20 protein-coding genes are annotated in these 19,866 nt (G+C 31.9%); 15 read left to right on the top strand and 5 right to left on the bottom strand.

All coding sequences use genetic code 11. The features are described 5' to 3' along the window. Positions 1 to 26: 26 nt before the first annotated feature. Positions 27 to 1,472: a sodium:solute symporter gene (locus FHS04_RS05480; RefSeq protein WP_106679384.1), complete on the bottom strand. Its 1,446-nt coding sequence runs from the start codon at positions 1,470 to 1,472 to the stop codon at positions 27 to 29. Positions 1,473 to 1,662: 190 nt separating this feature from the next. Between FHS04_RS05480 and recR the strand changes: the two genes are divergently transcribed. The 3 genes from recR (at position 1,663) to FHS04_RS05465 (ending at position 4,793) form a co-directional block, all read left to right on the top strand. Further along, positions 1,663 to 2,280 carry a recombination mediator RecR gene (gene recR, locus FHS04_RS05475; protein WP_027880102.1) on the top strand — a complete coding sequence of 206 codons (618 nt, stop codon included), beginning with the start codon at positions 1,663 to 1,665 and terminating at the stop codon, positions 2,278 to 2,280. Positions 2,281 to 2,289: 9 nt separating this feature from the next. After that, a complete protein-coding gene (locus tag FHS04_RS05470) occupies positions 2,290 to 3,387 on the top strand; it encodes a glycosyltransferase family 2 protein (RefSeq protein ID WP_106679387.1) in 1,098 nt (365 codons plus the stop codon). 92 nt (positions 3,388 to 3,479) lie between these two features. Beyond that, on the top strand, positions 3,480 to 4,793 hold the full coding sequence (locus FHS04_RS05465; RefSeq protein ID WP_106679389.1) for a dihydrolipoamide acetyltransferase family protein: 1,314 nt from the start codon (positions 3,480 to 3,482) through the stop codon (positions 4,791 to 4,793). Positions 4,794 to 4,902: 109 nt separating this feature from the next. Here the strand turns inward: FHS04_RS05465 and FHS04_RS05460 are convergent, their stop codons facing one another. Then, a complete protein-coding gene (locus tag FHS04_RS05460) occupies positions 4,903 to 5,463 on the bottom strand; it encodes a hypothetical protein (protein WP_106679391.1) in 561 nt (186 codons plus the stop codon). A 64-nt stretch (positions 5,464 to 5,527) separates the two neighbouring features. Continuing rightward, on the bottom strand, positions 5,528 to 6,166 hold the full coding sequence (locus FHS04_RS05455) for a glutaredoxin family protein (RefSeq protein ID WP_106679394.1): 639 nt from the start codon (positions 6,164 to 6,166) through the stop codon (positions 5,528 to 5,530). A gap of 69 nt (positions 6,167 to 6,235) precedes the next feature. Between FHS04_RS05455 and FHS04_RS05450 the strand changes: the two genes are divergently transcribed. From FHS04_RS05450 to FHS04_RS05410, 9 genes are all read left to right on the top strand, one after another. Further along, positions 6,236 to 7,012 carry a 3'-5' exonuclease gene (locus FHS04_RS05450; protein ID WP_106679396.1) on the top strand — a complete coding sequence of 259 codons (777 nt, stop codon included), beginning with the start codon at positions 6,236 to 6,238 and terminating at the stop codon, positions 7,010 to 7,012. A gap of 128 nt (positions 7,013 to 7,140) precedes the next feature. After that, positions 7,141 to 7,752 carry a fumarylacetoacetate hydrolase family protein gene (locus FHS04_RS05445; protein WP_106679399.1) on the top strand — a complete coding sequence of 204 codons (612 nt, stop codon included), beginning with the start codon at positions 7,141 to 7,143 and terminating at the stop codon, positions 7,750 to 7,752. Beyond that, a complete protein-coding gene (locus FHS04_RS05440; protein ID WP_106679401.1) occupies positions 7,753 to 8,094 on the top strand; it encodes an Hpt domain-containing protein in 342 nt (113 codons plus the stop codon). Then, positions 8,094 to 9,344 carry a competence/damage-inducible protein A gene (locus FHS04_RS05435; RefSeq protein WP_106679403.1) on the top strand — a complete coding sequence of 417 codons (1,251 nt, stop codon included), beginning with the start codon at positions 8,094 to 8,096 and terminating at the stop codon, positions 9,342 to 9,344. Before FHS04_RS05440 ends, FHS04_RS05435 begins: the two co-directional genes overlap by 1 nt. An 80-nt stretch (positions 9,345 to 9,424) precedes the next feature. Next, the gene (gene rpmB, locus FHS04_RS05430) at positions 9,425 to 9,661 is read left to right on the top strand and encodes a 50S ribosomal protein L28 (RefSeq protein WP_027880094.1); all 237 of its coding nucleotides are present in this window, start codon (positions 9,425 to 9,427) and stop codon (positions 9,659 to 9,661) included. 30 nt (positions 9,662 to 9,691) lie between these two features. Further along, complete coding sequence (gene rpmG / locus FHS04_RS05425; protein WP_027880093.1) at positions 9,692 to 9,874, top strand: 50S ribosomal protein L33; 183 nt, start codon at positions 9,692 to 9,694, stop codon at positions 9,872 to 9,874. Between the two features lie 36 nt (positions 9,875 to 9,910). Continuing rightward, positions 9,911 to 10,060 (top strand): DUF4295 domain-containing protein, encoded by a 150-nt coding sequence (locus tag FHS04_RS05420; protein ID WP_081653195.1) that lies wholly within the window; start codon positions 9,911 to 9,913, stop codon positions 10,058 to 10,060. A 164-nt stretch (positions 10,061 to 10,224) separates the two neighbouring features. Further along, positions 10,225 to 11,199, top strand: coding sequence for a signal recognition particle-docking protein FtsY (gene ftsY / locus FHS04_RS05415; protein WP_027880092.1), 975 nt, complete (start codon positions 10,225 to 10,227; stop codon positions 11,197 to 11,199). 80 nt (positions 11,200 to 11,279) lie between these two features. Then, a complete protein-coding gene (locus tag FHS04_RS05410) occupies positions 11,280 to 12,932 on the top strand; it encodes an amidase family protein (RefSeq protein ID WP_106679406.1) in 1,653 nt (550 codons plus the stop codon). Here FHS04_RS05410 and FHS04_RS05405 read toward each other — a convergent pair. Beyond that, entirely contained in the window at positions 12,925 to 14,010 is a 1,086-nt protein-coding gene (locus FHS04_RS05405; protein WP_106679408.1) for a serine hydrolase domain-containing protein, read from the bottom strand. The genes FHS04_RS05410 and FHS04_RS05405 overlap by 8 nt on opposite strands. A gap of 123 nt (positions 14,011 to 14,133) precedes the next feature. On the opposite strand from FHS04_RS05405, the gene rimO reads away from it, so the two are divergent. Further along, positions 14,134 to 15,438, top strand: a complete 1,305-nt coding sequence (gene rimO, locus FHS04_RS05400) for a 30S ribosomal protein S12 methylthiotransferase RimO (protein ID WP_106679410.1) — start codon at positions 14,134 to 14,136, stop codon at positions 15,436 to 15,438. A 1-nt stretch (position 15,439) separates the two neighbouring features. Here rimO and FHS04_RS05395 read toward each other — a convergent pair whose 3' ends face one another. Further along, positions 15,440 to 16,696, bottom strand: coding sequence for a carboxypeptidase-like regulatory domain-containing protein (locus FHS04_RS05395; RefSeq protein WP_106679412.1), 1,257 nt, complete (start codon positions 16,694 to 16,696; stop codon positions 15,440 to 15,442). Between the two features lie 128 nt (positions 16,697 to 16,824). Here FHS04_RS05395 and bshC point away from each other — a divergent pair, with 128 nt between their 5' ends. Together bshC and FHS04_RS05385 are read left to right on the top strand one after the other, a co-directional pair. After that, entirely contained in the window at positions 16,825 to 18,438 is a 1,614-nt protein-coding gene (gene bshC / locus FHS04_RS05390) for a bacillithiol biosynthesis cysteine-adding enzyme BshC (protein ID WP_106679414.1), read from the top strand. Continuing rightward, complete coding sequence (locus FHS04_RS05385) at positions 18,431 to 19,804, top strand: pyridoxal phosphate-dependent decarboxylase family protein (protein ID WP_106679416.1); 1,374 nt, start codon at positions 18,431 to 18,433, stop codon at positions 19,802 to 19,804. Before bshC ends, FHS04_RS05385 begins: the two co-directional genes overlap by 8 nt. Positions 19,805 to 19,866 lie beyond the last annotated feature (62 nt).

Here is a 19,866-nt window from a genome sequence, read left to right as displayed (position 1 = left end):
ACAACTGTGTTTTGTTTAATAAAATGTTAATTATTCTTCTTTTTAAGAATAAGCATTAAACCTAAAAACGTCAAAAAGCCATTAAGTATTAAAATGAAAAAGCCAAACTCAAAACCAAGCCATTTTAAGCTATTTACACTAATAATGTAAGATAGAATAGGAGATAGAATGGCGATTATTGGTATAAATTTATCCTTAACATTCCATTTTGTAAATAAACCAAAAGCATAAAGACCAAGTAAAGGACCATAAGTGTATCCAGCAAAGACAAACAGTTTAGAGATTACACTTTCGTCTTTAATAATGTATTTAAAAGCTATAATAACTAATATTAATAATAATGAAATTAAAACATGTATACGTTTTCTTATTTTTACTTGCTTGTTTTGGTTATGTTTTTTTTCGATGTCTAAAATGTCAATACTAAAAGATGTTGTTAAAGAAGTTAAAGCACTATCTGCACTGCTGTAAGCAGCAGCAATTAATCCTAGTAAGAAAAACATAAAAACACCAAAACCTAAATGATTTTTAGCAAGAATAGGGAACAAATCATCTTTATGTGCGTCAATTCCGTTTTGCTGTGCGTAAACAGTAAGTAGTAGTCCTAAACTTAAAAATACAAAGTTAACTACAGTTAGAACTAATGTAAACCAAAACATGTTTTTTTGTGCATCTTTTAAAGATCTACAAGTTAGGTTTTTTTGCATCATATCTTGATCTAATCCAGTCATTACAATAGCTATAAATGCACCAGAAATAAACTGTTTCCAAAAATAATCTCCGGATTTAATATCCTCAAAGAAAAATATTTTACTAAGCTCGTTATCGTTAACAAAAGCAAAAATACTTTTCCCGCTTAAATCCATTTCAGAACTTACAAAATAGATAGCGACACCAACAGCAATAAGCATAAAAAGCGTTTGTAAGGTATCTGTCCAGACAATTGTTTTTATACCAGATTTAAAAGTATATAACCAAATTAAAGCAACTGTTATACTTACTGTTTGCCAAAACTGAATACCTAAATCATCAAACAAAATAAGTTGTAAAACATTAGCTACTAAATACAGTCTAAAACTTGCGCCTACTATACGAGATATCAAAAAAAAGGAAGAGCCAGTTTTGTACGCATAATTACCAAAACGTCCTTCTAAATAGGTGTAAATAGAAGTTAAATTCATTTTATAATATAGTGGAAGCAACACCGTGCCAATAACCAAATAGCCCAGCATATACCCAAAAACTACTTGCATGTAGCTAAATTTAGAGGCTTCAATCCAACCAGGAACCGATATAAAAGTAACACCAGATAAGGAAGCACCAATCATCCCAAAAGCCACTACATACCAAGGTGATTGCTTATTGCCTTTAAAAAAAGCATCGTTGCCAGATTTTTTTCCGGTGAAATAAGAAATTAAAATTAGTACACCAAAATAGGCAGCGATTAATAAAATGATTTGAGTAGATGTCATAAATTAAATTTTCTGATTGCCAAAATACGAAATAAGTTTTGACTTCAGTTAGTGGTGATTAGTTAGTAGTAAGTAACAAGTGGTTTTGCGCTTTACTTAAAAAATAGTGTCAATTCGTGAAACTCATGTCTAACTATTAATTTATCCAAAAATGTAAAATAATATCTTGCAATGTCGTAAATTCGCAACTATGGAATTTTCTTCAAAATTATTAGAAAACGCAGTTAACGAAATCTCGCAATTACCAGGTATAGGCAAGCGTACCGCATTGCGTTTGGCACTACATTTATTGCGTCAACCTAAAGAAAATACCCATGGTTTAAGTAAAGCGTTAAACCAAATGGTGGACGATTTAAAGTTGTGTAAATCATGTCACAATATTAGTGATACCGAGCTATGTGATATTTGTGCAAACCCAATGCGTAAAACAGATGTAATTTGCGTAGTCGAAGATATTAGAGATGTTATGGCGATAGAAAATACAGCATCTCACAAAGGGTTGTATCATGTTTTAGGCGGAAAAATATCGCCAATGGATGGTGTTGGTCCACATGATTTAAACATTTCTAGTTTAGTAGAAAAAGTAAAAAGCGGAAGCGTAAAAGAGCTTATTTTTGCACTAAGCCCAACTATGGAAGGCGATACCACAAACTTCTATATTTACAAACAAATTAAAGAGTTTGAAGTAGAGACTTCTACCATTGCACGAGGTATTTCGGTTGGTGACGAGCTTGAATATGCAGACGAAATAACCCTTGGGAGAAGTATTTTAAACCGAATTCCTTTTGAAAACTCTTTAAAATTATAAACTCTACTTTTGAAGTTATCCATCATCATACTTAACTACAACGTGCGTTATTTTTTAGAGCTTTGTCTGCAAAGTGTAGAAGCAGCAATCCAAAATTTAGATGCCGAAATTATTGTGGTAGACAACAACTCTTCAGATGAAAGTTGTACGATGGTAAAGCAAAATTTTCCGAAGGTTAAATTAATCGAGAATAAAGAAAATCTAGGTTTTTCAAAAGGAAATAATATAGGTGTACAACATGCAAAAGGCGAGTATCTGTGTATTTTAAATCCAGATACCGTTGTGCCAGAAGATTGTTTTACAGAGTTATTTGAATTTTCCGAAATCAAAAATGATTTGGGTTTATTTGCTTGCCGATTAATTGACGGAACAGGCACATTTTTACCCGAAAGCAAACGCTATATTCCAACACCAAAAGTGGCAATTAAAAAAATGTTAGGCTTTACTAAAAGCTATTATGTAACAGACGTTGAAGAAGATTCTACGGGTATTGTACCAATTCTTGTTGGTGCATTTATGATGGTAAAAACATGTGTATATAAGCAAGTACAAGGTTTTGATGAAGACTATTTTATGTACGGAGAAGATATCGATTTGTCATATAAAGTCACTAAAGCAGGTTACGATAACATGTATTACGGACCAATACAAGTCATACATTTTAAAGGAGAAAGTACATTAAAAGACCGTATTTACGCTAAACGTTTTTACGGTGCTATGCAGATATTTTATCAAAAGCACTTTAAAAGCAGTGTGCTAACCAAGACTATAGTTAATTTGGGTATAAAATTGGCAAAACTCCTTAAAGATAACACTTCCGTAGAAAAAATGCCTGTAGATAGATATGTGTTAATTAGCGATAAAAATTATCCAAAATTGACAGAAATTTTTAAAAAACCATTCAGAGTTCAAACAAAAACAGAAGTGTTTGAAGTCAATACACAAGTTGTTCTAGATGCAAATTATTTAAGTTTCAAGCAGATAATAATATGTATGTCAACTTCAGAAAAAAACAGAAACATATCATTTAAAATTATCCCAAAAAACTCTAATTTTATACTCGGAAGTAATTCTTCAAAAAATAGAGGAGAAGTTATTCATTTTTAAAAATTCAAATTGATAAATAATAAACAGTAAATTAGGTTATTTTTTATTAATTTTGCAAAACAAAACAATAAAACTACATTTCAATTATTAATATGGCAAGATTTGAACTAAAATTACCAAAAATGGGAGAAAGTGTTGCAGAAGCAACAATTACCTCTTGGCTTAAAGAAGTTGGCGATACTATTGAAGCAGATGAAGCAGTCTTAGAGATTGCAACAGACAAAGTAGATAGCGAAGTACCAAGTGAAGTAGACGGTGTTTTAGTAGAAAAACTGTTTAACGTAGACGATGTTGTAAACGTTGGACAAACCATTGCAATTATAGAAGCCGATGGTGACGCATCAGAAACTGCTGCTGCACCAAAAGAAGAAAGCACACCAGAACCAGAAGCAGCTCAAGAAGTTGCAAAAATAGTTGAGGTTGCTAAAGAAACTGCTGAGCCAATCACATCTAACGGAGATCGTTTTTACTCGCCATTAGTTAAAAATATGGCTAAAACCGAAGGAATAAGTCAATCTGAGTTAGACGCTATTCCAGGAACAGGTAAAGATGGTCGTGTTACTAAAAACGACATGATGGCTTATCTTGATAATAGAGGTAATCAACCTGCAACAGCACAAGCTGCGCCAGCAACACCACAAAAAACAGAAGCGCCAAAAGCAGCACCAAAAACTGCTGCACCAGTTAGTGTAAATGGTGGTGATGAGATTATTGAGATGACCAGAATGGGCAAGTTAATTGCACATCACATGGTAGAATCGGTACAAACTAGTGCGCACGTACAAAGTTTTATAGAAGCCGATGTAACTAACATCTGGAACTGGCGTAAAAAAGTTAAAAACGACTTTGCGAAGCGAGAAGGAGAAAACTTAACATTTACACCAATTTTTATGGAAGCGGTAGCAAAAGCGTTACGTGATTTCCCGATGATGAACATCTCTGTTCAAGGTGATACAATTATTAAAAAGAAAAATATTAACCTTGGTATGGCAGCAGCTTTACCAGATGGTAATTTAATTGTACCAGTTATAAAAAATGCAGACCAATTAAACTTAGTTGGTATGGCAAAACAAGTTAATGATTTAGCAGGTAGAGCTAGAGAAAACAAGTTAAAACCAGACGATATACAAGGTGGAACATACACTGTAACTAATGTTGGTACTTTTGGTAGTGTTATGGGTACACCAATAATTAACCAACCACAAGTAGGTATTTTAGCTTTAGGCGCTATACGTAAAGTACCAGCAGTTATAGAAACACCAGATGGCGACTTTATAGGTATACGTTACAAAATGTTCTTATCACATAGTTACGACCATCGTGTAGTAAATGGTGCGCTTGGTGGACAATTTGTACAAGCAGTTAAAAATTATTTAGAAGCTTGGGATATTAATAGAGAGATTTAAAAAATACCTGCGCAGGCAGGTATCTCAATGATATAAAAAAAGCACAACTTTTGGGTTGTGCTTTTTTATTTGTTATATAAAGTAATTGTAATTAATATAAGAAAATTATTTATGGTGTTTGTTTAATTTTATGTCTATAAACTTCACAATTGTAAAAAAGAAATAGGTTTAATTCGTTTTTATAATTTTCTTTAAAATCAACACTATATTCCTTCATGATTTTTTCCTTATTTTCGATATTTATTTTTTCAATTATAGAGTTTATTTTTTCCTTTGAATATTCTTGTTTTAGTTCTGAACAAACTTGTATTCCTATTTCTTTTACAGTTGAATTTAATGAATTCGCACCTAATATTTCAGCCATTAAATTTCGGTATTCAGTACATTCATTAGTCATAGTGTAATCAAAAACATTTTGTAAATAATTAAAGACATCATTACCATCTATAGAATTTTTACCCGTAAATTTTTTTACTACTTTTTCTGTGTAACTTCTATTTTTTTTAAAAGCGTTCAGGCTACAGCTCATGATAGATTTTTTCTTTTGATCTATAGAAATGTTTTTTTCTATAGTTTTTACGCAGTTACAGTTGTCTTCTATTAGCTGTTCCTCATTTTGTGAATATGCAACAGTAGAGAAAAGTAATATAAAGCAAATCAATTTTTTCATAGTTTTTAAATCTTTTTTTGAAAGGTAAAACGAAGTTAGAATAAAAATTCATTCTAAACAAATCCTAATTAAACCCATCACGCAAAGCTTCAATAAAATCTTCCAAACTTTCAATTTGGTTATATACTTTATCGTCCACTTTTAAAATCGGGATATGGTTAACAGCGCTATTGGGTTTTAAGGCTTTAAATTCTTTAATTAATTTGTTGTAATGCGTTGTGTCTTGGTCTATGTTATACTCTTGGTAACCAATTTTATTTTTGGTTAAAATACGCTTGGCATCAGGACAGATACTGCAATCGTTTTGGGTATAAATTTCAACAGTTTTAAATGTTAATGCTTCGTCTAATTTGGTGTTTAACAGCTCAAAATCTTTATCAAATTTTAAGGCGTAAGCTACTTCGTTAATCACTAACGTGTATGTGTATTCACCTTCTTTTCCGTTTAAAATAACCATAGTTAGCACGCGTTGTTTGGACTTTGGTGGTATGGTTTTTAAAATAGGTCTTTCGCTACTGCGTCTAAAATCTTCTGTATCTACTTTTAAAAAAACATCATAAGAGATTGAGTCTGTATTTTCTATATACAACTCATAGCGTTTACCTTTAATTTCTTCAATAAGTCTAACGTGTTTATGGTCGTTTTGTGCTTTTGTTCCGATTACAAAAAAGATTAGAAGAGGAAGAAGTAAATAGTTTTTCATTATTTAAAAAGCTTTACAAAGTAAAAGTAACAGATTACATTTATATTTGCATAAATCAAAGCAAAATTCATGTCTTTAAATTTAACAAAACCACTTTGTTTTTTCGATTTAGAAACTACCGGAATCAATATTACAACCGATAGAATTGTCGAAATTTCAATTTTAAAAGTCTATCCAAACGGGAATAAAGAAAGCAAAACTTGGCTAGTTAATCCTGAAATGCCAATACCAGCAGAAGTCTCAGCAATACATGGTATAACTGACGATAAAGTAGCAAACGAGCCAACGTTTAAGCAACTAGCAACAGAGATTAACAACATGATTAAAGATGCAGATTTGGCAGGTTTTAACTCTAACCGTTTTGATATTCCGTTGTTAGCAGAAGAAATGTTACGTGCCGATATGGATTTTGATATGAAATCGCGCCTTGCGATAGACGTACAAACTATTTTTCATAAAATGGAACAACGTACACTTAGCGCAGCGTACAAATTTTACTGCGATAAAACTTTAGAAAATGCTCATACAGCAGCAGCAGATACGTTAGCAACTTATGAAGTATTAGAAGCACAAGTAGAACGTTACGAAGATTTAGAGAACAATGCTAAGTTTTTAGCCGAGTTTAGTTCGCGTAAGCGTTTTGCAGATTTTGCTGGTTTTATTGCGTTTAATAAAGAAGGACAAGAAGTGTTTAGTTTTGGTAAACATAAAGGCAAATTAGTAACCGATGTTTTAGAAACCGAACCAGGTTATTTTGGATGGTTGTTAAATGCAGATTTTCCGTTATATACTAAAAAAGTACTAACTGCAATTAAGTTAAGAGCGTTTAATAATAAGTTGGGTTAGATCAATAAACAATTAACAATAAACAGTTGTCAGGTCGAGTGCAGTCGAGACCTAATTTTAGCTAATAAAATATAAGTCTAAACAATCGTAAACAAAATCTAAAAATCCAATAATCTAGTAATCTAAATATGAAATTAATCTGCATAGGTCGTAATTACACCAAACATATAGAAGAATTACAAAACGAGCGTCCAACAGAACCAGTAGTCTTTATCAAACCAGATACAGCTATATTATTGAAAAAACAACCGTTTTTTATACCAGATTTTTCAGAAGATGTACACTACGAAGTTGAAGTATTGGTAAAAATAAATCGTGTAGGTAAACACATTGATAAAAAATTTGCCCACAAGTATTATGATAAAGTTGGATTAGGTATAGATTTTACTGCAAGAGATCTTCAGCAAAAACTAAAAGAAAAGGGATTACCTTGGGAAAAAGCTAAATCTTTTGATGGTGCAGCTGTAATTGGTAACTGGATAGATAAGTCAGAAATTTCAGATATTAACAACTTGAATTTCAGTCTGCAAAAAAATGAAATTACCGTACAAAAAGGTAACACTAGTCACATGCTCTATAAAATTGACGAGATTATCGAATATGTGTCTAAATATTTTACATTAAAAATAGGAGACATTATCTTTACGGGTACGCCTGCAGGAGTTGGCAAAGTTGTTGCTGATGACGCACTAAAAGGATATATAGAAGACAAAGAAATGTTTTCGATTAAAGTTAAATAAATGGAACAGCATTATAAATTAGAAAGAATAAAAGAGCTAGCAGATAATGACCAAGATTTTATCATGGCATTAGCACAAACATTTTTAGAAGAAGTCCCAGAAGATGCAGCTGTTTTAAAAACAGCGGTAGAAAATAAAAACTACAAGTTATCTTACCAAACAGCTCATAAAATGAAACCAACTGTAGATATGTTTGAGCTTGGCGTACTTAACGATTTAATCGAAGTGCAAGATTGGGGTAAATTTGAACAAACAGATAAAGATATTTCAAGTAAATTAACTGTTGTGCTTACAGCAATAGATAACGCAGTTAAAGAAATTAAAGAAGATTTTAATTTATAATGCAAGCCGAAATAATTACCATTGGAGACGAGATTCTCATTGGTCAAATTATAGATACAAATTCAGCTTTTATAGGTAAAGCATTAAACTCCATAGGTGTATCTGTATATCAAATAACGTCTATTCAAGATGAAAAAGATCACCTAATAAAAGCCTTTAAAGAAGCAGAAGAAAATGCCGATATCATTATTGTTACAGGCGGATTAGGACCAACTAAGGACGATATTACGAAGCATACTTTAGCTGAGTATTTTAATGATACTTTGGTGCAAAACGATTTAGTATTAGCACACGTAGAGCAACTTTTTGAAAAATATATTACAACTCCAATTTCAGATTTAAATCGAAAACAAGCATTAGTACCCTCAAAAAGTAAAGTGCTAATGAATAAGTATGGTACAGCGCCTGGAATTTGGATGGAAAAAGGAGATAAAGTTTTTATATCTCTACCAGGTGTTCCCTACGAAATGAAAGCGCTAGTAGAAGATGAAGTACTGCCAAAATTAGTGCGCAAATACAAAAGACCTTATATTTTACACAAAACCATTTTAACCTATGGTTTAGGTGAAAGCGCAATTGCACAACGTATAGAGCATATAGAAGACCAATTACCAAAACATATTAAACTGGCATATTTGCCTAGTTTAGGTCGTGTGCGTTTAAGATTGTCAGGTAAAGGCAACGATGAAGATGTTTTAAATAAAGACATCCAAACGCAAGTTGAGAATATCTTACCATTAATAAAAGATATTTTTGTTGGTTTTGAAGACAATAATAATAGTATAGAACAAATTATTGCCAATCAATTAGTAAAAACTAACCAGACATTGGCAATTGCCGAAAGTTGTACAGGCGGAAAATTAACCCAAACTTTTACACAACATTCTGGCGCATCGGCATATTTTAAAGGCGGATTAGTCACTTATGCTACACAAAGTAAAGTAGATATTTTAGGTGTAGATCAAGCTATTATAGAAAAACATTCTGTTGTTAGTGAAGCTGTTGCAAAAGCTATGGCTATTAATGTAAGAGAAAAGCTGAATGCAGATATTGGGATATCAACAACAGGTAATGCAGGACCAACAAAAGGCGATTCAGATGCAGAAGTAGGAACAGTTTTTATTGGATTTGCCACTAAAGAAGGCGCAAAAGCCTTTCAATTTAATATGGGTAATCATCGTGAGCGTGTAATAAATAAAACCGTAAATAAGGTTTTAGAGCTACTTCAAAAAGAAATTTTTGAAAATTAATTATTTAGCTATTGTCAAATAGTAAATAATTAGTATATTTGCACCTCGATTTTTAATAACACTTTTAAAGTTATATAGTAATGTCAAGAGTTTGTGAACTTACAGGAAAGAAGGCAATGGTTGGAAACAACGTGTCTCACGCAATGAATAAGACAAAGCGTACATTTGGAGCTAATTTAATTAAAAAACGTTTTTATATTCCTGAAGAAGATAAGTGGATAACTTTAAAAATATCTACATCAGCGTTAAAAACAATTAATAAAATCGGTATCTCTGCTGCATTAAAAAAAGCAAGAGCTAACGGATTTGTAAAATAATATTAGCCTAATAGGTAAATAATAGTAATTATGGCAAAGAAAGGTAACAGAGTACAAGTAATATTAGAGTGCACAGAGCACAAAGAGTCTGGTAAACCAGGAACATCTCGTTATATTACAACAAAAAATAAAAAGAACACGCCAGACAGAATGGAGTTAAAGAAATTTAACCCAATCTTAAAGCGTATGACAGTTCATAAAGAAATTAAGTAACATTCTTTATTGCAAAGAATTTAAAAAAGATAAAAGATGGCAAAGAAATCAGTAGCATCGTTACAGACAGGATCAAAAAGATTATCAAAAGCTATAAAGATGGTAAAATCTCCTAAAACAGGAGCTTACATGTTCGTAGAGTCTATTATGGCGCCAGACTTAGTAAACGACTGGTTAAAAAAATAAGAATTGCGCTTTCGCAATACTATTAAGCTACTTTCTGCCCGAAGGTGGCTTTTTTTATTTTAAAATATTGCGTTTCTTTACACTGTAATTATGACAATTTAGCAGTAAAACTATTTGGCTCTATTATTGTAATTGCATCGCTAACAAACAAATATTAAAACTATATGAGTTTTTTTAAAAGAATATTTTCTTCAGAAAAAAAAGAAACACTAGACAAAGGACTAGAAAAGTCTAGTACAAGCTTCTTAGGTAAGCTAAGTAAAGCAGTTGCAGGAAAATCTAAAGTAGATGATGATGTTTTAGATAACCTAGAAGAAGTTTTAGTGACTAGTGATGTTGGTGTTAATACGACATTAAAAGTTATAGAGCGTATTGAAGAGCGTGTAGCTAAAGACAAGTATTTAGGTACAGACGAATTAAACCGAATCCTACGTGAAGAAATTGCAGGATTACTATCCGAAACCAATTCTGGAGAAGAAACAGAATATACAATACCAAATTTACCAGCACAATCAAACGGACAAAAGACTCCATATGTGTTGATGGTAGTAGGTGTAAATGGTGTTGGTAAAACAACAACTATTGGTAAATTAGCTTATCAGTTTAAAAAGAAAGGACTTAAAGTTGTTCTTGGTGCAGCAGATACCTTTAGAGCAGCAGCGATAGATCAATTACAAGTTTGGGCAGATAGAGTAGATGTACCGATGGTAAGACAAGAAATGGGATCTGATCCTGCAAGTGTAGCTTTTGATGCTTTGCAATCTGGTGTATCTCAAGATGCAGATGTTATAATTATTGATACTGCTGGTCGTTTACACAACAAAATTAACTTAATGAACGAGTTAACTAAAGTAAAACGTGTCATGCAGAAAGTAGTTGGTGATGCGCCACACGATGTATTACTAGTTTTAGATGGTAGTACTGGTCAAAACGCTTTTGAGCAAGCAAAACAATTTACAGCAGCTACAGAAGTTACAAGTCTAGCAGTAACTAAATTAGATGGTACAGCAAAAGGTGGTGTTGTAATTGGTATAAGTGACCAATTTCAAATACCAGTAAAATATATTGGTGTTGGAGAAGGTATAGAAGATTTACAAGTGTTTAATAAATATGAATTTGTAGATTCTTTCTTTAAATAGAAATTTTTCAACATAAATTATTACAAAAAAAGCCTCTTATTTAAAGAGGCTTTTTTCGTATTTTTATTGAAAACAAAATCATGAAACTAGCTAAACTCCTAATTATATTTCTTTTTTTATTTAATAGTTGTAAAGAAAATAATAAAACTGTAAAAGAAGACGAAGTTGAAAATGATATGAGCTCCATTTCAACAAAAGATTTTAGAGAGTTTAAGGTTTTAGATTCTAAATACATATCTAATACTTCAATTTGGGAGCAATTAAATTCGCAATTAGAAGATTTTTCAGAAGAAAATTATGAACAATTAAAGCCATTAATTTTAGACCAAGATATACCGACGCTTCAGCAGCATATTATTGATGGCAAACTAACTTATGAAAGTCTTACAAAATTCTATTTATATCGAATTAGAAAATTTGACAGAGAAAATGATTTGGCATTAAATTCAGTAATAGCTGTCAATCCTAATGTGATAATGGAAGCTAAAAATAGAGATGAATCTTTTAAAAATATGGATGTTAACGTACGTGATTTATTGATGTCTGTTTATGGTATGCCAATTCTTTTAAAAGATAATATTAATACCTCAGATATGGTAACTACTGCTGGTGCTGTTGCTTTAAAAAATAATAAAACCGAAGACGCATCAATTGTTAAACGATTAAAAGAAAAAGGCGCGTTAATTATAGGTAAAGCTAATTTAAGCGAATGGGCATACTTTTTCTGCGGAGATTGTCCTAGCGGTTATAGTGCAATTGGTGGACAAACATTAAATCCATACGGAAGAAGAGTTATTGATACAGGTGGATCTAGTTCTGGTAGTGGCGTAGCGGTAGCGGCTAATTTTTGTGTTGCAGCTGTTGGCAGCGAAACTGCAGGGTCAATTTTATCGCCAGCAAGTCAAAACTCGGTTGTAGGTTTAAAACCTACTATTGGATTGGTAAGTAGAAGTGGTATTGTACCTATTTCATCTACACTAGATACAGCAGGACCAATGTCTAAAAATGTAATTGACAATGCTATACTTTTGGATGCTTTAGTTGGTTTTGATAATGCTGATAGTAAATCTATTGAAGCAGGTTCAAGCATTATAAATTATGATGAATTGAAAAATTTTTCTGTAGAAGGAAAACGTCTAGGAGCAATTAAATCTCTTATGAAAGATTCTTTATATCTAAGAGCAGTAAAGGATTTAAAAGCTATTGGTTTTGAAGTAGTAGAAATAGAAATGGAAAACGTTGAATTACCAGACTTTATAAGACTGCTAAATTTAGATATGCAAAAAGACTTACCAGAATATTTTAAAACATACGCTGATGCATCTTTAGGTTTTAAAACTATATATGATATTATCGAATTCAATAAAAAAGATTCATTAAATAGTATGCCTTACGGACAGAAGTTATTTGAAGGTGTAGTTGCAGATGAAGCTTCGGTTAATGAATTGGAGGCAATTAAAGAAAAATTAAAAGCCAATGGTAAACTATTTTTTGACAAACCAATGGAAGCAAGTAATGTAGATGTGGTTTTGTCAATTAATAATTATCATGCTGCACATGCTGCTGTAGCAGAGTATCCAGCTTTAACAGTTCCTATGGGATATGAAGAAAATGGAGCGCCTAAAGGACTAACTTTTATAGGAAAACCTCTAACAGAAAATAAGTTATTACAAATAGGTTTTTCTTTTGAAAACAAGACAAAGTATCGTCAGTCTCCAAAAGAACTTAATTAATTACCGCATTAATTTTTTGCCAAAGGTCGTTGTCAAAATTAGATAAACCAAAAGAAGAATTGTCAGTATTAGCAACTTCTCCCATTCTTATGACTACTAGGTTTTTACTAGGTACAACGTAAACTTTTTGATCGTTTTTACCTAAACCGGCAAACATATCTGCTGGTGCATTTGGTATTAATTCACCTGTAAATTCTGTTTGCGTTGTTGGTAATTGAAAGCTTGATTTACCATTTAACCACCATAAATATCCGTAAGCTAAATTAATGTTTTGAGATGTGTTAGTGGCTTGGTTGGTATAACTTTCACTAATAATTTGCTGGTCTTCCCATTTACCGTTAGCTAACGTCATTAAACCAAATCTAGCCATGCTTCGTGTGTTACTCCAATACACACTTAACGCATTTAAATTTACCCAGCTACCAGTCATTCCAATTTTGTTACGTAATTTTTCATTAAAATAGGTGTCCCAATCTTGTCCTGTAGCTTGCGCAACAACATCTTGCATTTTTACATATACATTATGATAGGCCCAACGTGATCCAGCATCTGCTAAATATTGAAGATTTTCAGGAGAAACATCATCTCCAGTTTCATCGTCTAAACCAGAAGTCATTGATAATAAATGTTTGCAAGTAATTAGGTTTTCTTTGTTTAATGTAGCGCTTGTCCAACCTGTACCAATATAATCAGAAACTTTATTTTCAATATTTAAAAAACCTTCGTCTTGAGCAATACCAGAAACAGTTGCGGTTAATGTTTTACCTGCGCTTGCCCAATACCAAATACTATTGGCGTTATGACCATTCATATAAGATTCTATAACTATTTTACCGTTGTGCAGCATAATAAAACCTTTTGTGTTTTTTTCATCTAAAAAATCTAATAAAGGTTGAAGTTGGCTTTCATTCCAACCTGCTTCTGCTAAAGTTTTAGTTTCCCAAGTGTCTGAATTTATAGGTGGAAAATATAAACTCTCTTCATTGGTAGTTGGTGTTTCATCAATTTGATTATTGTCATTACTGCTGCAATTCAGTATTAAAAAAGAAAATGAAAATAGAAAAAGCAGTTTTTTCATAACAGTTTGGTTTTCAACTTTAGACTAAAGTATATAAAAAAGGTTTAATGTCTGATTTTTAATATTATTTCGACACTTAAAAATCGTAAATCATTACGTATCTTTGCCATCCAAAATTAAGGTATGAGAACTAAATCACTTAAAAAAAATAAAATAAACGTTGTTACTTTAGGTTGCAGTAAAAATGTGTACGATAGTGAAGTATTAATGGGGCAACTTAAAGCAAATGGAAAAGAAGTTGTGCATGAGCAAGAAGGTAACGTTGTGGTTATTAATACCTGCGGATTTATTAACAACGCCAAAGAAGAAAGTGTAAATACTATTTTACATTATATGCAGAAAAAGGAAGATGGCGAAGTTGATAAAGTATTTGTAACTGGTTGTTTAAGTGAGCGTTATAAACCTGATTTAGAGAAAGAAATTCCTAATGTTGATCAATATTTTGGGACTACAGAATTACCTGGTTTACTAAAAGCTTTAGGTGCAGATTATAAACACGAATTAATTGGTGAACGCTTGACAACAACACCAAAAAACTACGCCTATTTAAAAATTGCTGAAGGTTGTGATAGACCTTGTAGTTTTTGTGCAATACCTTTAATGCGTGGTAAACACAAGTCTACACCAATTGAAGATTTAGTAGTTGAAGCTGAAAAGTTAGCAGCAAATGGCGTTAAAGAATTAATTTTAATAGCTCAAGATTTAACCTATTATGGATTAGATTTATATAAGAAAAGAAATCTTGCCGAATTACTTGAAAACCTTGTAAAAGTTGAAGGTATAGAATGGATAAGATTACACTATGCATTCCCAACTGGTTTCCCGATGGATGTTTTAGATGTTATGAATCGCGAGCCAAAAATTTGTAACTATTTAGATATTCCTTTACAGCATATTTCTGATAAGATTTTAAAAAGCATGCGTCGTGGTACAACACAAGAAAAAACAACTAAGTTGTTAAAAGAATTTAGAGCTGCTGTGCCTGAAATGACTATTCGTACCACTTTAATAGTTGGTTATCCTGGTGAAACAGAAGAAGACTTTGAAACCTTAAAACAATGGGTAACAGATATGCGTTTTGAACGTTTAGGTTGTTTTACATATTCTCACGAAGAAAATACACACGCGTATAATCTAGAAGATGATGTGCCTGAAGAAGTAAAGCAAGATCGTGCGAATCAAATTATGGAAATACAGTCGCAAATTTCTTGGGAACTAAACCAAGAAAAAATAGGACAGACCTTTAAAGTGGTTATAGACCGCAAAGAAGGTAATTACTTTGTTGGTCGTACCGAGTTTGATAGTCCAGATGTGGATAACGAAGTGCTAATCGACGCAACTACAACTTACCTTAAAACAGGAGATTTTTATAATGTAAAAGTTGTAGAAGCAGAAGATTTTGACTTGTATGCACAAGTTGTAGAATAGTTTAAGACTTGTCTAAGTGCCTACTAATTTTTCTAATGGCGCTTTCAATAGATTTTTCGGGTTCAATAATATTATATTCGCCCCAAAATTCTGGGTCAGTAAAACCAGAAACTTCATCTTGAAGGATACTAGATGGTCTTAATCTTTTATTTTCATTAGAGCTTATAGTATTGTTGTCTAAATTCCAATCTGTAATAGCCATTTCACTATTTAATGTGTATTTGCTATTAAAAAGTTTACCCTTCCAATCTACTATAAAAGTTAACAACATATTGGTGTAACTGTAATACCACTTTCCGTTTTTAACTCTGTAAGTTACTTTATAATTAGCTTCTGTAGGAGTTATCTCGACTCTATTAGGTTTTTTCTTTACAAAAAATGAAGATGCTTTAGCTTTGTTTTCAACATTTAAGTTGTAATCAGCACTTGTAAGTGCGTAAGTTTGAGAATCTATATATAGTTTGCCATAGTAAAGCGGCATGGTATAATTAGAGTTTTGTTTAAAGTTAACAACGTAAACCATTCTGCCATTTTTTTCAGTTGATTGTTCAAAACTAAAATCATAATATTTGATAGTTTCGTTATTAAAAACATAATCTGGGTATTTGATCATATCTGCGTATAAAGATCCAAATGGTCCACCTTGTAGCTTTAAAGCAAGAGTGTCTAATCTGTTATAGTTGGTCTGCTTTCTGGACTTTATTAAGGTTATTTTATCAGATTTATAATTAGTGTAAGGTTGTTTTTCTATGCTTACAATAGCTTCTGCTAGAGAAGCATTTCGGTTTCTCTTTTTTATCGATTCGCGATAAAAACCTGTCATATACGCGTTCTCGGTTAAATAATTTTCACCTTTTAAGGATAGTGTTTTTTTTACTAAATCATAAGCGTCTTTAGGTCTAACAATATCAACAGAAGCTAATATGGTTGCTGCTGGTGCTAGGTATATTTTAGCATTATCATTATCTATTTCAGATAGTTTTACTTTTTGCTGTTTATAACCTAAAAATGAAATTATTAAACTTTCATTTAGTTGATTTTTTGGAACTTTGATAGAAAATTCTCCCTCTTTATTAGTAATAGTACTAATATTACTGTTTGTAAGCGATACATCTGCTAGAGCTAATTCTTTTTTGTTGTTTTGGTCTAAAACAACACCTTTATACTCCATTAAATTTTGAGAATAACTTACCGAAAAAAAGAACGTAGCAAGTAATAAAAATAGAGCTTTTGAGGTGTTAAATTCAATCTTTTTCATAATATTTTTATTTAAAGTGCTATCTATAAATATACGTAAAAAAGAAACATGAATTATAAGGATTTATGTTAATTTTAAGACAAGTAATAGTCCTTTGTGTGTTATATTTGTAGTAGAATTTTTTACTTATGCCAACAGACTGTATTCCATTTAAAGACACAGGATATTTTTCTACTTTAATAACCGATTATCTCTCAGAAAAAGAAGAGTTAAAACCATTTTATAACCGCTTTCCAAATCTTAAAAATTTTAAGTTTCAAATAGAAGAAAAGAAAGCGTCATTTCCTTTACAAAACAGAAAGGTACTTGCAGAGACTTTAATAGATCAATATCAGTCTTTTGATGCGTCCTTACAAACTTTAAACAACATTGAAGCACTGCGTAAAGACAACACGTTTACGGTAACTACAGGACATCAACTTAACTTGTTTACAGGACCTTTATATTTTTTATATAAAATTATTTCAACCATAAATCTTACTAAAAATTTAAAAGCAACCTATCCAGAGTATAATTTTGTTCCTGTCTATTGGATGGCAACCGAAGATCATGATTTTGAAGAAATTAACTATTTTAATTTCAATGGAAAAAAAATAAGATGGAATAAAAAGGCATCAGGTGCAGTTGGCGAATTATCTACAGAAGGTTTGCAAGATGTTTTAGAGGTATTCTCTCAAGAGTTAGGACTTGGTAATAATGCAAATAAACTAAAGCAATGGTTTGAAAAAGCATATTTAAAACACAGTAATTTAGCCGAAGCAACCTTGTTTTTAGCAAACCAACTTTTTAAAGATTATGGATTAGTAATTGTTGATGCCAATCACAAAAAATTAAAGCAATTATTTGTTCCTTATATAGAAAAAGAACTTGTAGAGCAAACGTCTTTTAATAAAGTGATGCAGACCAATGCAGAAATTGAAAAAACGTCAGAAAACTATAAAATACAAGTAAATCCAAGAGAAATTAACCTGTTTTATATAGGCGAAAATCTAAGAGAACGTATTGTTTTTGAAGATGAAACTTATAGCGTATTAAACACAAATATTACGTGGACAACTCCTGAAATTAAAGAAGAAATTAAAAATCACCCAGAACGTTTTAGTCCAAATGTAATTTTACGTCCGTTATATCAAGAAGTTATTTTGCCAAATCTATGTTACATTGGTGGCGGCGGAGAATTAGCCTATTGGTTCCAATTAAAAGAAAATTTTAAGGCAAACAATGTAGTTTTTCCTATGCTGCTATTGCGTAATTCGGTACTGTTAAAAACCGAAAGGCAAGCCAAAAAACTAGACAAACTGAATATTAATAATGCTTCATTATTTTTAAAGCGTGATACATTCATAAACATACGTGTACGCGAAATTTCAAATATAGATATCGATTTTGCACCTCAAATAAAGCATTTAAAACAACAGTTTGAAGATTTATATGCATTGGCAGAACAAACCGATAAATCATTTATTGGCGCAGTAGATGCGCAAAGACGTAAGCAAGTAAAAGGTTTAGAACATCTTGAAAAACGCCTTCTTACAGCACAAAAAAGAAAGCTAAAAGACCATGTGCAGCGCATTACAGATTTGCAAAATCAACTATTTCCAAATCAAAGTTTGCAAGAGCGTAGCGTAAACTTTTCTCAATTTTATTTAGAGTATGGAGATAGCTTAATACCACAATTAATTAATAATTTAGAGCCTTTAAAAAGCGAATTTTTAGTTCTTCAATTACAAGATAATGCATAAGATAGATATAGATTTAGTAGAAATGACGCTAGACGTCATGAAATACACAATAGACCGAATCTCTAAAACAGAAGATGTTATCGGTAAACCTCAAAAAGCAGAAACTTTAAAAGCTTTAGTAGGAGAAACTATTACAGAAAAAGGAATTGGAGGCGAAACCGCATTTAATATGTGGAAAAAACATTTAATGCATGCTAATGTAAAAATTGATCATCCGCGTCATTTAGCTTTTGTACCAGCATCACCAACAAGAGCTGCAGTAATGTTTGATTTAGTAACATCAGCGTCAAGTATTCATGGTGCGTATTGGATGGAAGGTGCAGGAGGTATTTTTTGTGAAAACGAAGCTATGAAGTGGATCGTATCCTTAACGGGTTTACCAGAAGGAGCATTTGGTGTATTTACAAGTGGCGGTACTGCTGCTAATTTATCTGCAATAGTAACTGCGCGCGAATATTGGAGAAGCCTAAATGAGCAAAACAAAAACGAAAAAGGATTAATTATAACCTCTATTGGTGCTCACTCTTCAATAAAAGCTATGGCAAAAGTGGTGGATGTAGATGTTTTACTGGTAGAAACAGAAGATAGATTAGAAGGAGACGCTTTGCAAAGTACCATTAACAGTTTAACCCAGCACCAACGTCAACGTTTATTTGCAGTTGTTGCAACTGGTGGTACAACAAATGCGGGTATTATTGATAATTTAAGCGCAATTGCAGATATCTGTCAAAAAGAAAAGTTATGGTTTCATGTAGATGCTGCATATGGTGGAGGCGCTTTGGTGGCAGATTCTGTAAGACACTTATTTAACGGAATTGAACATGCAGATAGTATCACAATAGATCCCCATAAATGGATGTTTTCTCCGTATGATTGCGGAGCAGTAATCTACAAACAACCAGAATTAGCAAAAAAAGCACACTCTCAAGAAGGATCATATTTAGAAATATTTAAAGATGAAGGTGCGCATGGATTTAACCCAACAGATTATCAAATACAATTAACACGTCGTGTTAGAGGTTTACCACTTTGGTTTAGCTTGGCAACACACGGTACCGATAGATATAAAGAAGCTGTAGAGCGTGGTATAGAATTAGCCAATATAGCAGGAAAAATGATAGAAGATTATGATCATGTAGAGTTGGTTAGAGAACCAAGTTTATCGTGCGTATTGTATAGAAGAAAAGGTTGGAATCCAGAAGACTATCGTAATTGGACATTTACAAATCACGATAAAGGTTTTGCATTAGTCACTCCTACAAAATGGAAAACAGGCAATACTTTTGAAACCGTCTCACGTTTCTGCTTTATAAACCCAGATACTACAGAACAAGATATAAAAGCAATATTAGAATCGATGCTTTAGTTGATAGTTTTGTTAAAAAATAAGTTGAAATTTAATATCACATAAATAGTAATTTTCAACGC

This window comes from Mesoflavibacter zeaxanthinifaciens subsp. sabulilitoris (assembly GCF_014191595.1).
GTDB lineage: Bacteria > Bacteroidota > Bacteroidia > Flavobacteriales > Flavobacteriaceae > Mesoflavibacter > Mesoflavibacter zeaxanthinifaciens.
Note: the sequence above shows the minus strand (reverse complement) of the source record. Positions and strands in the feature narration are given on the sequence as shown.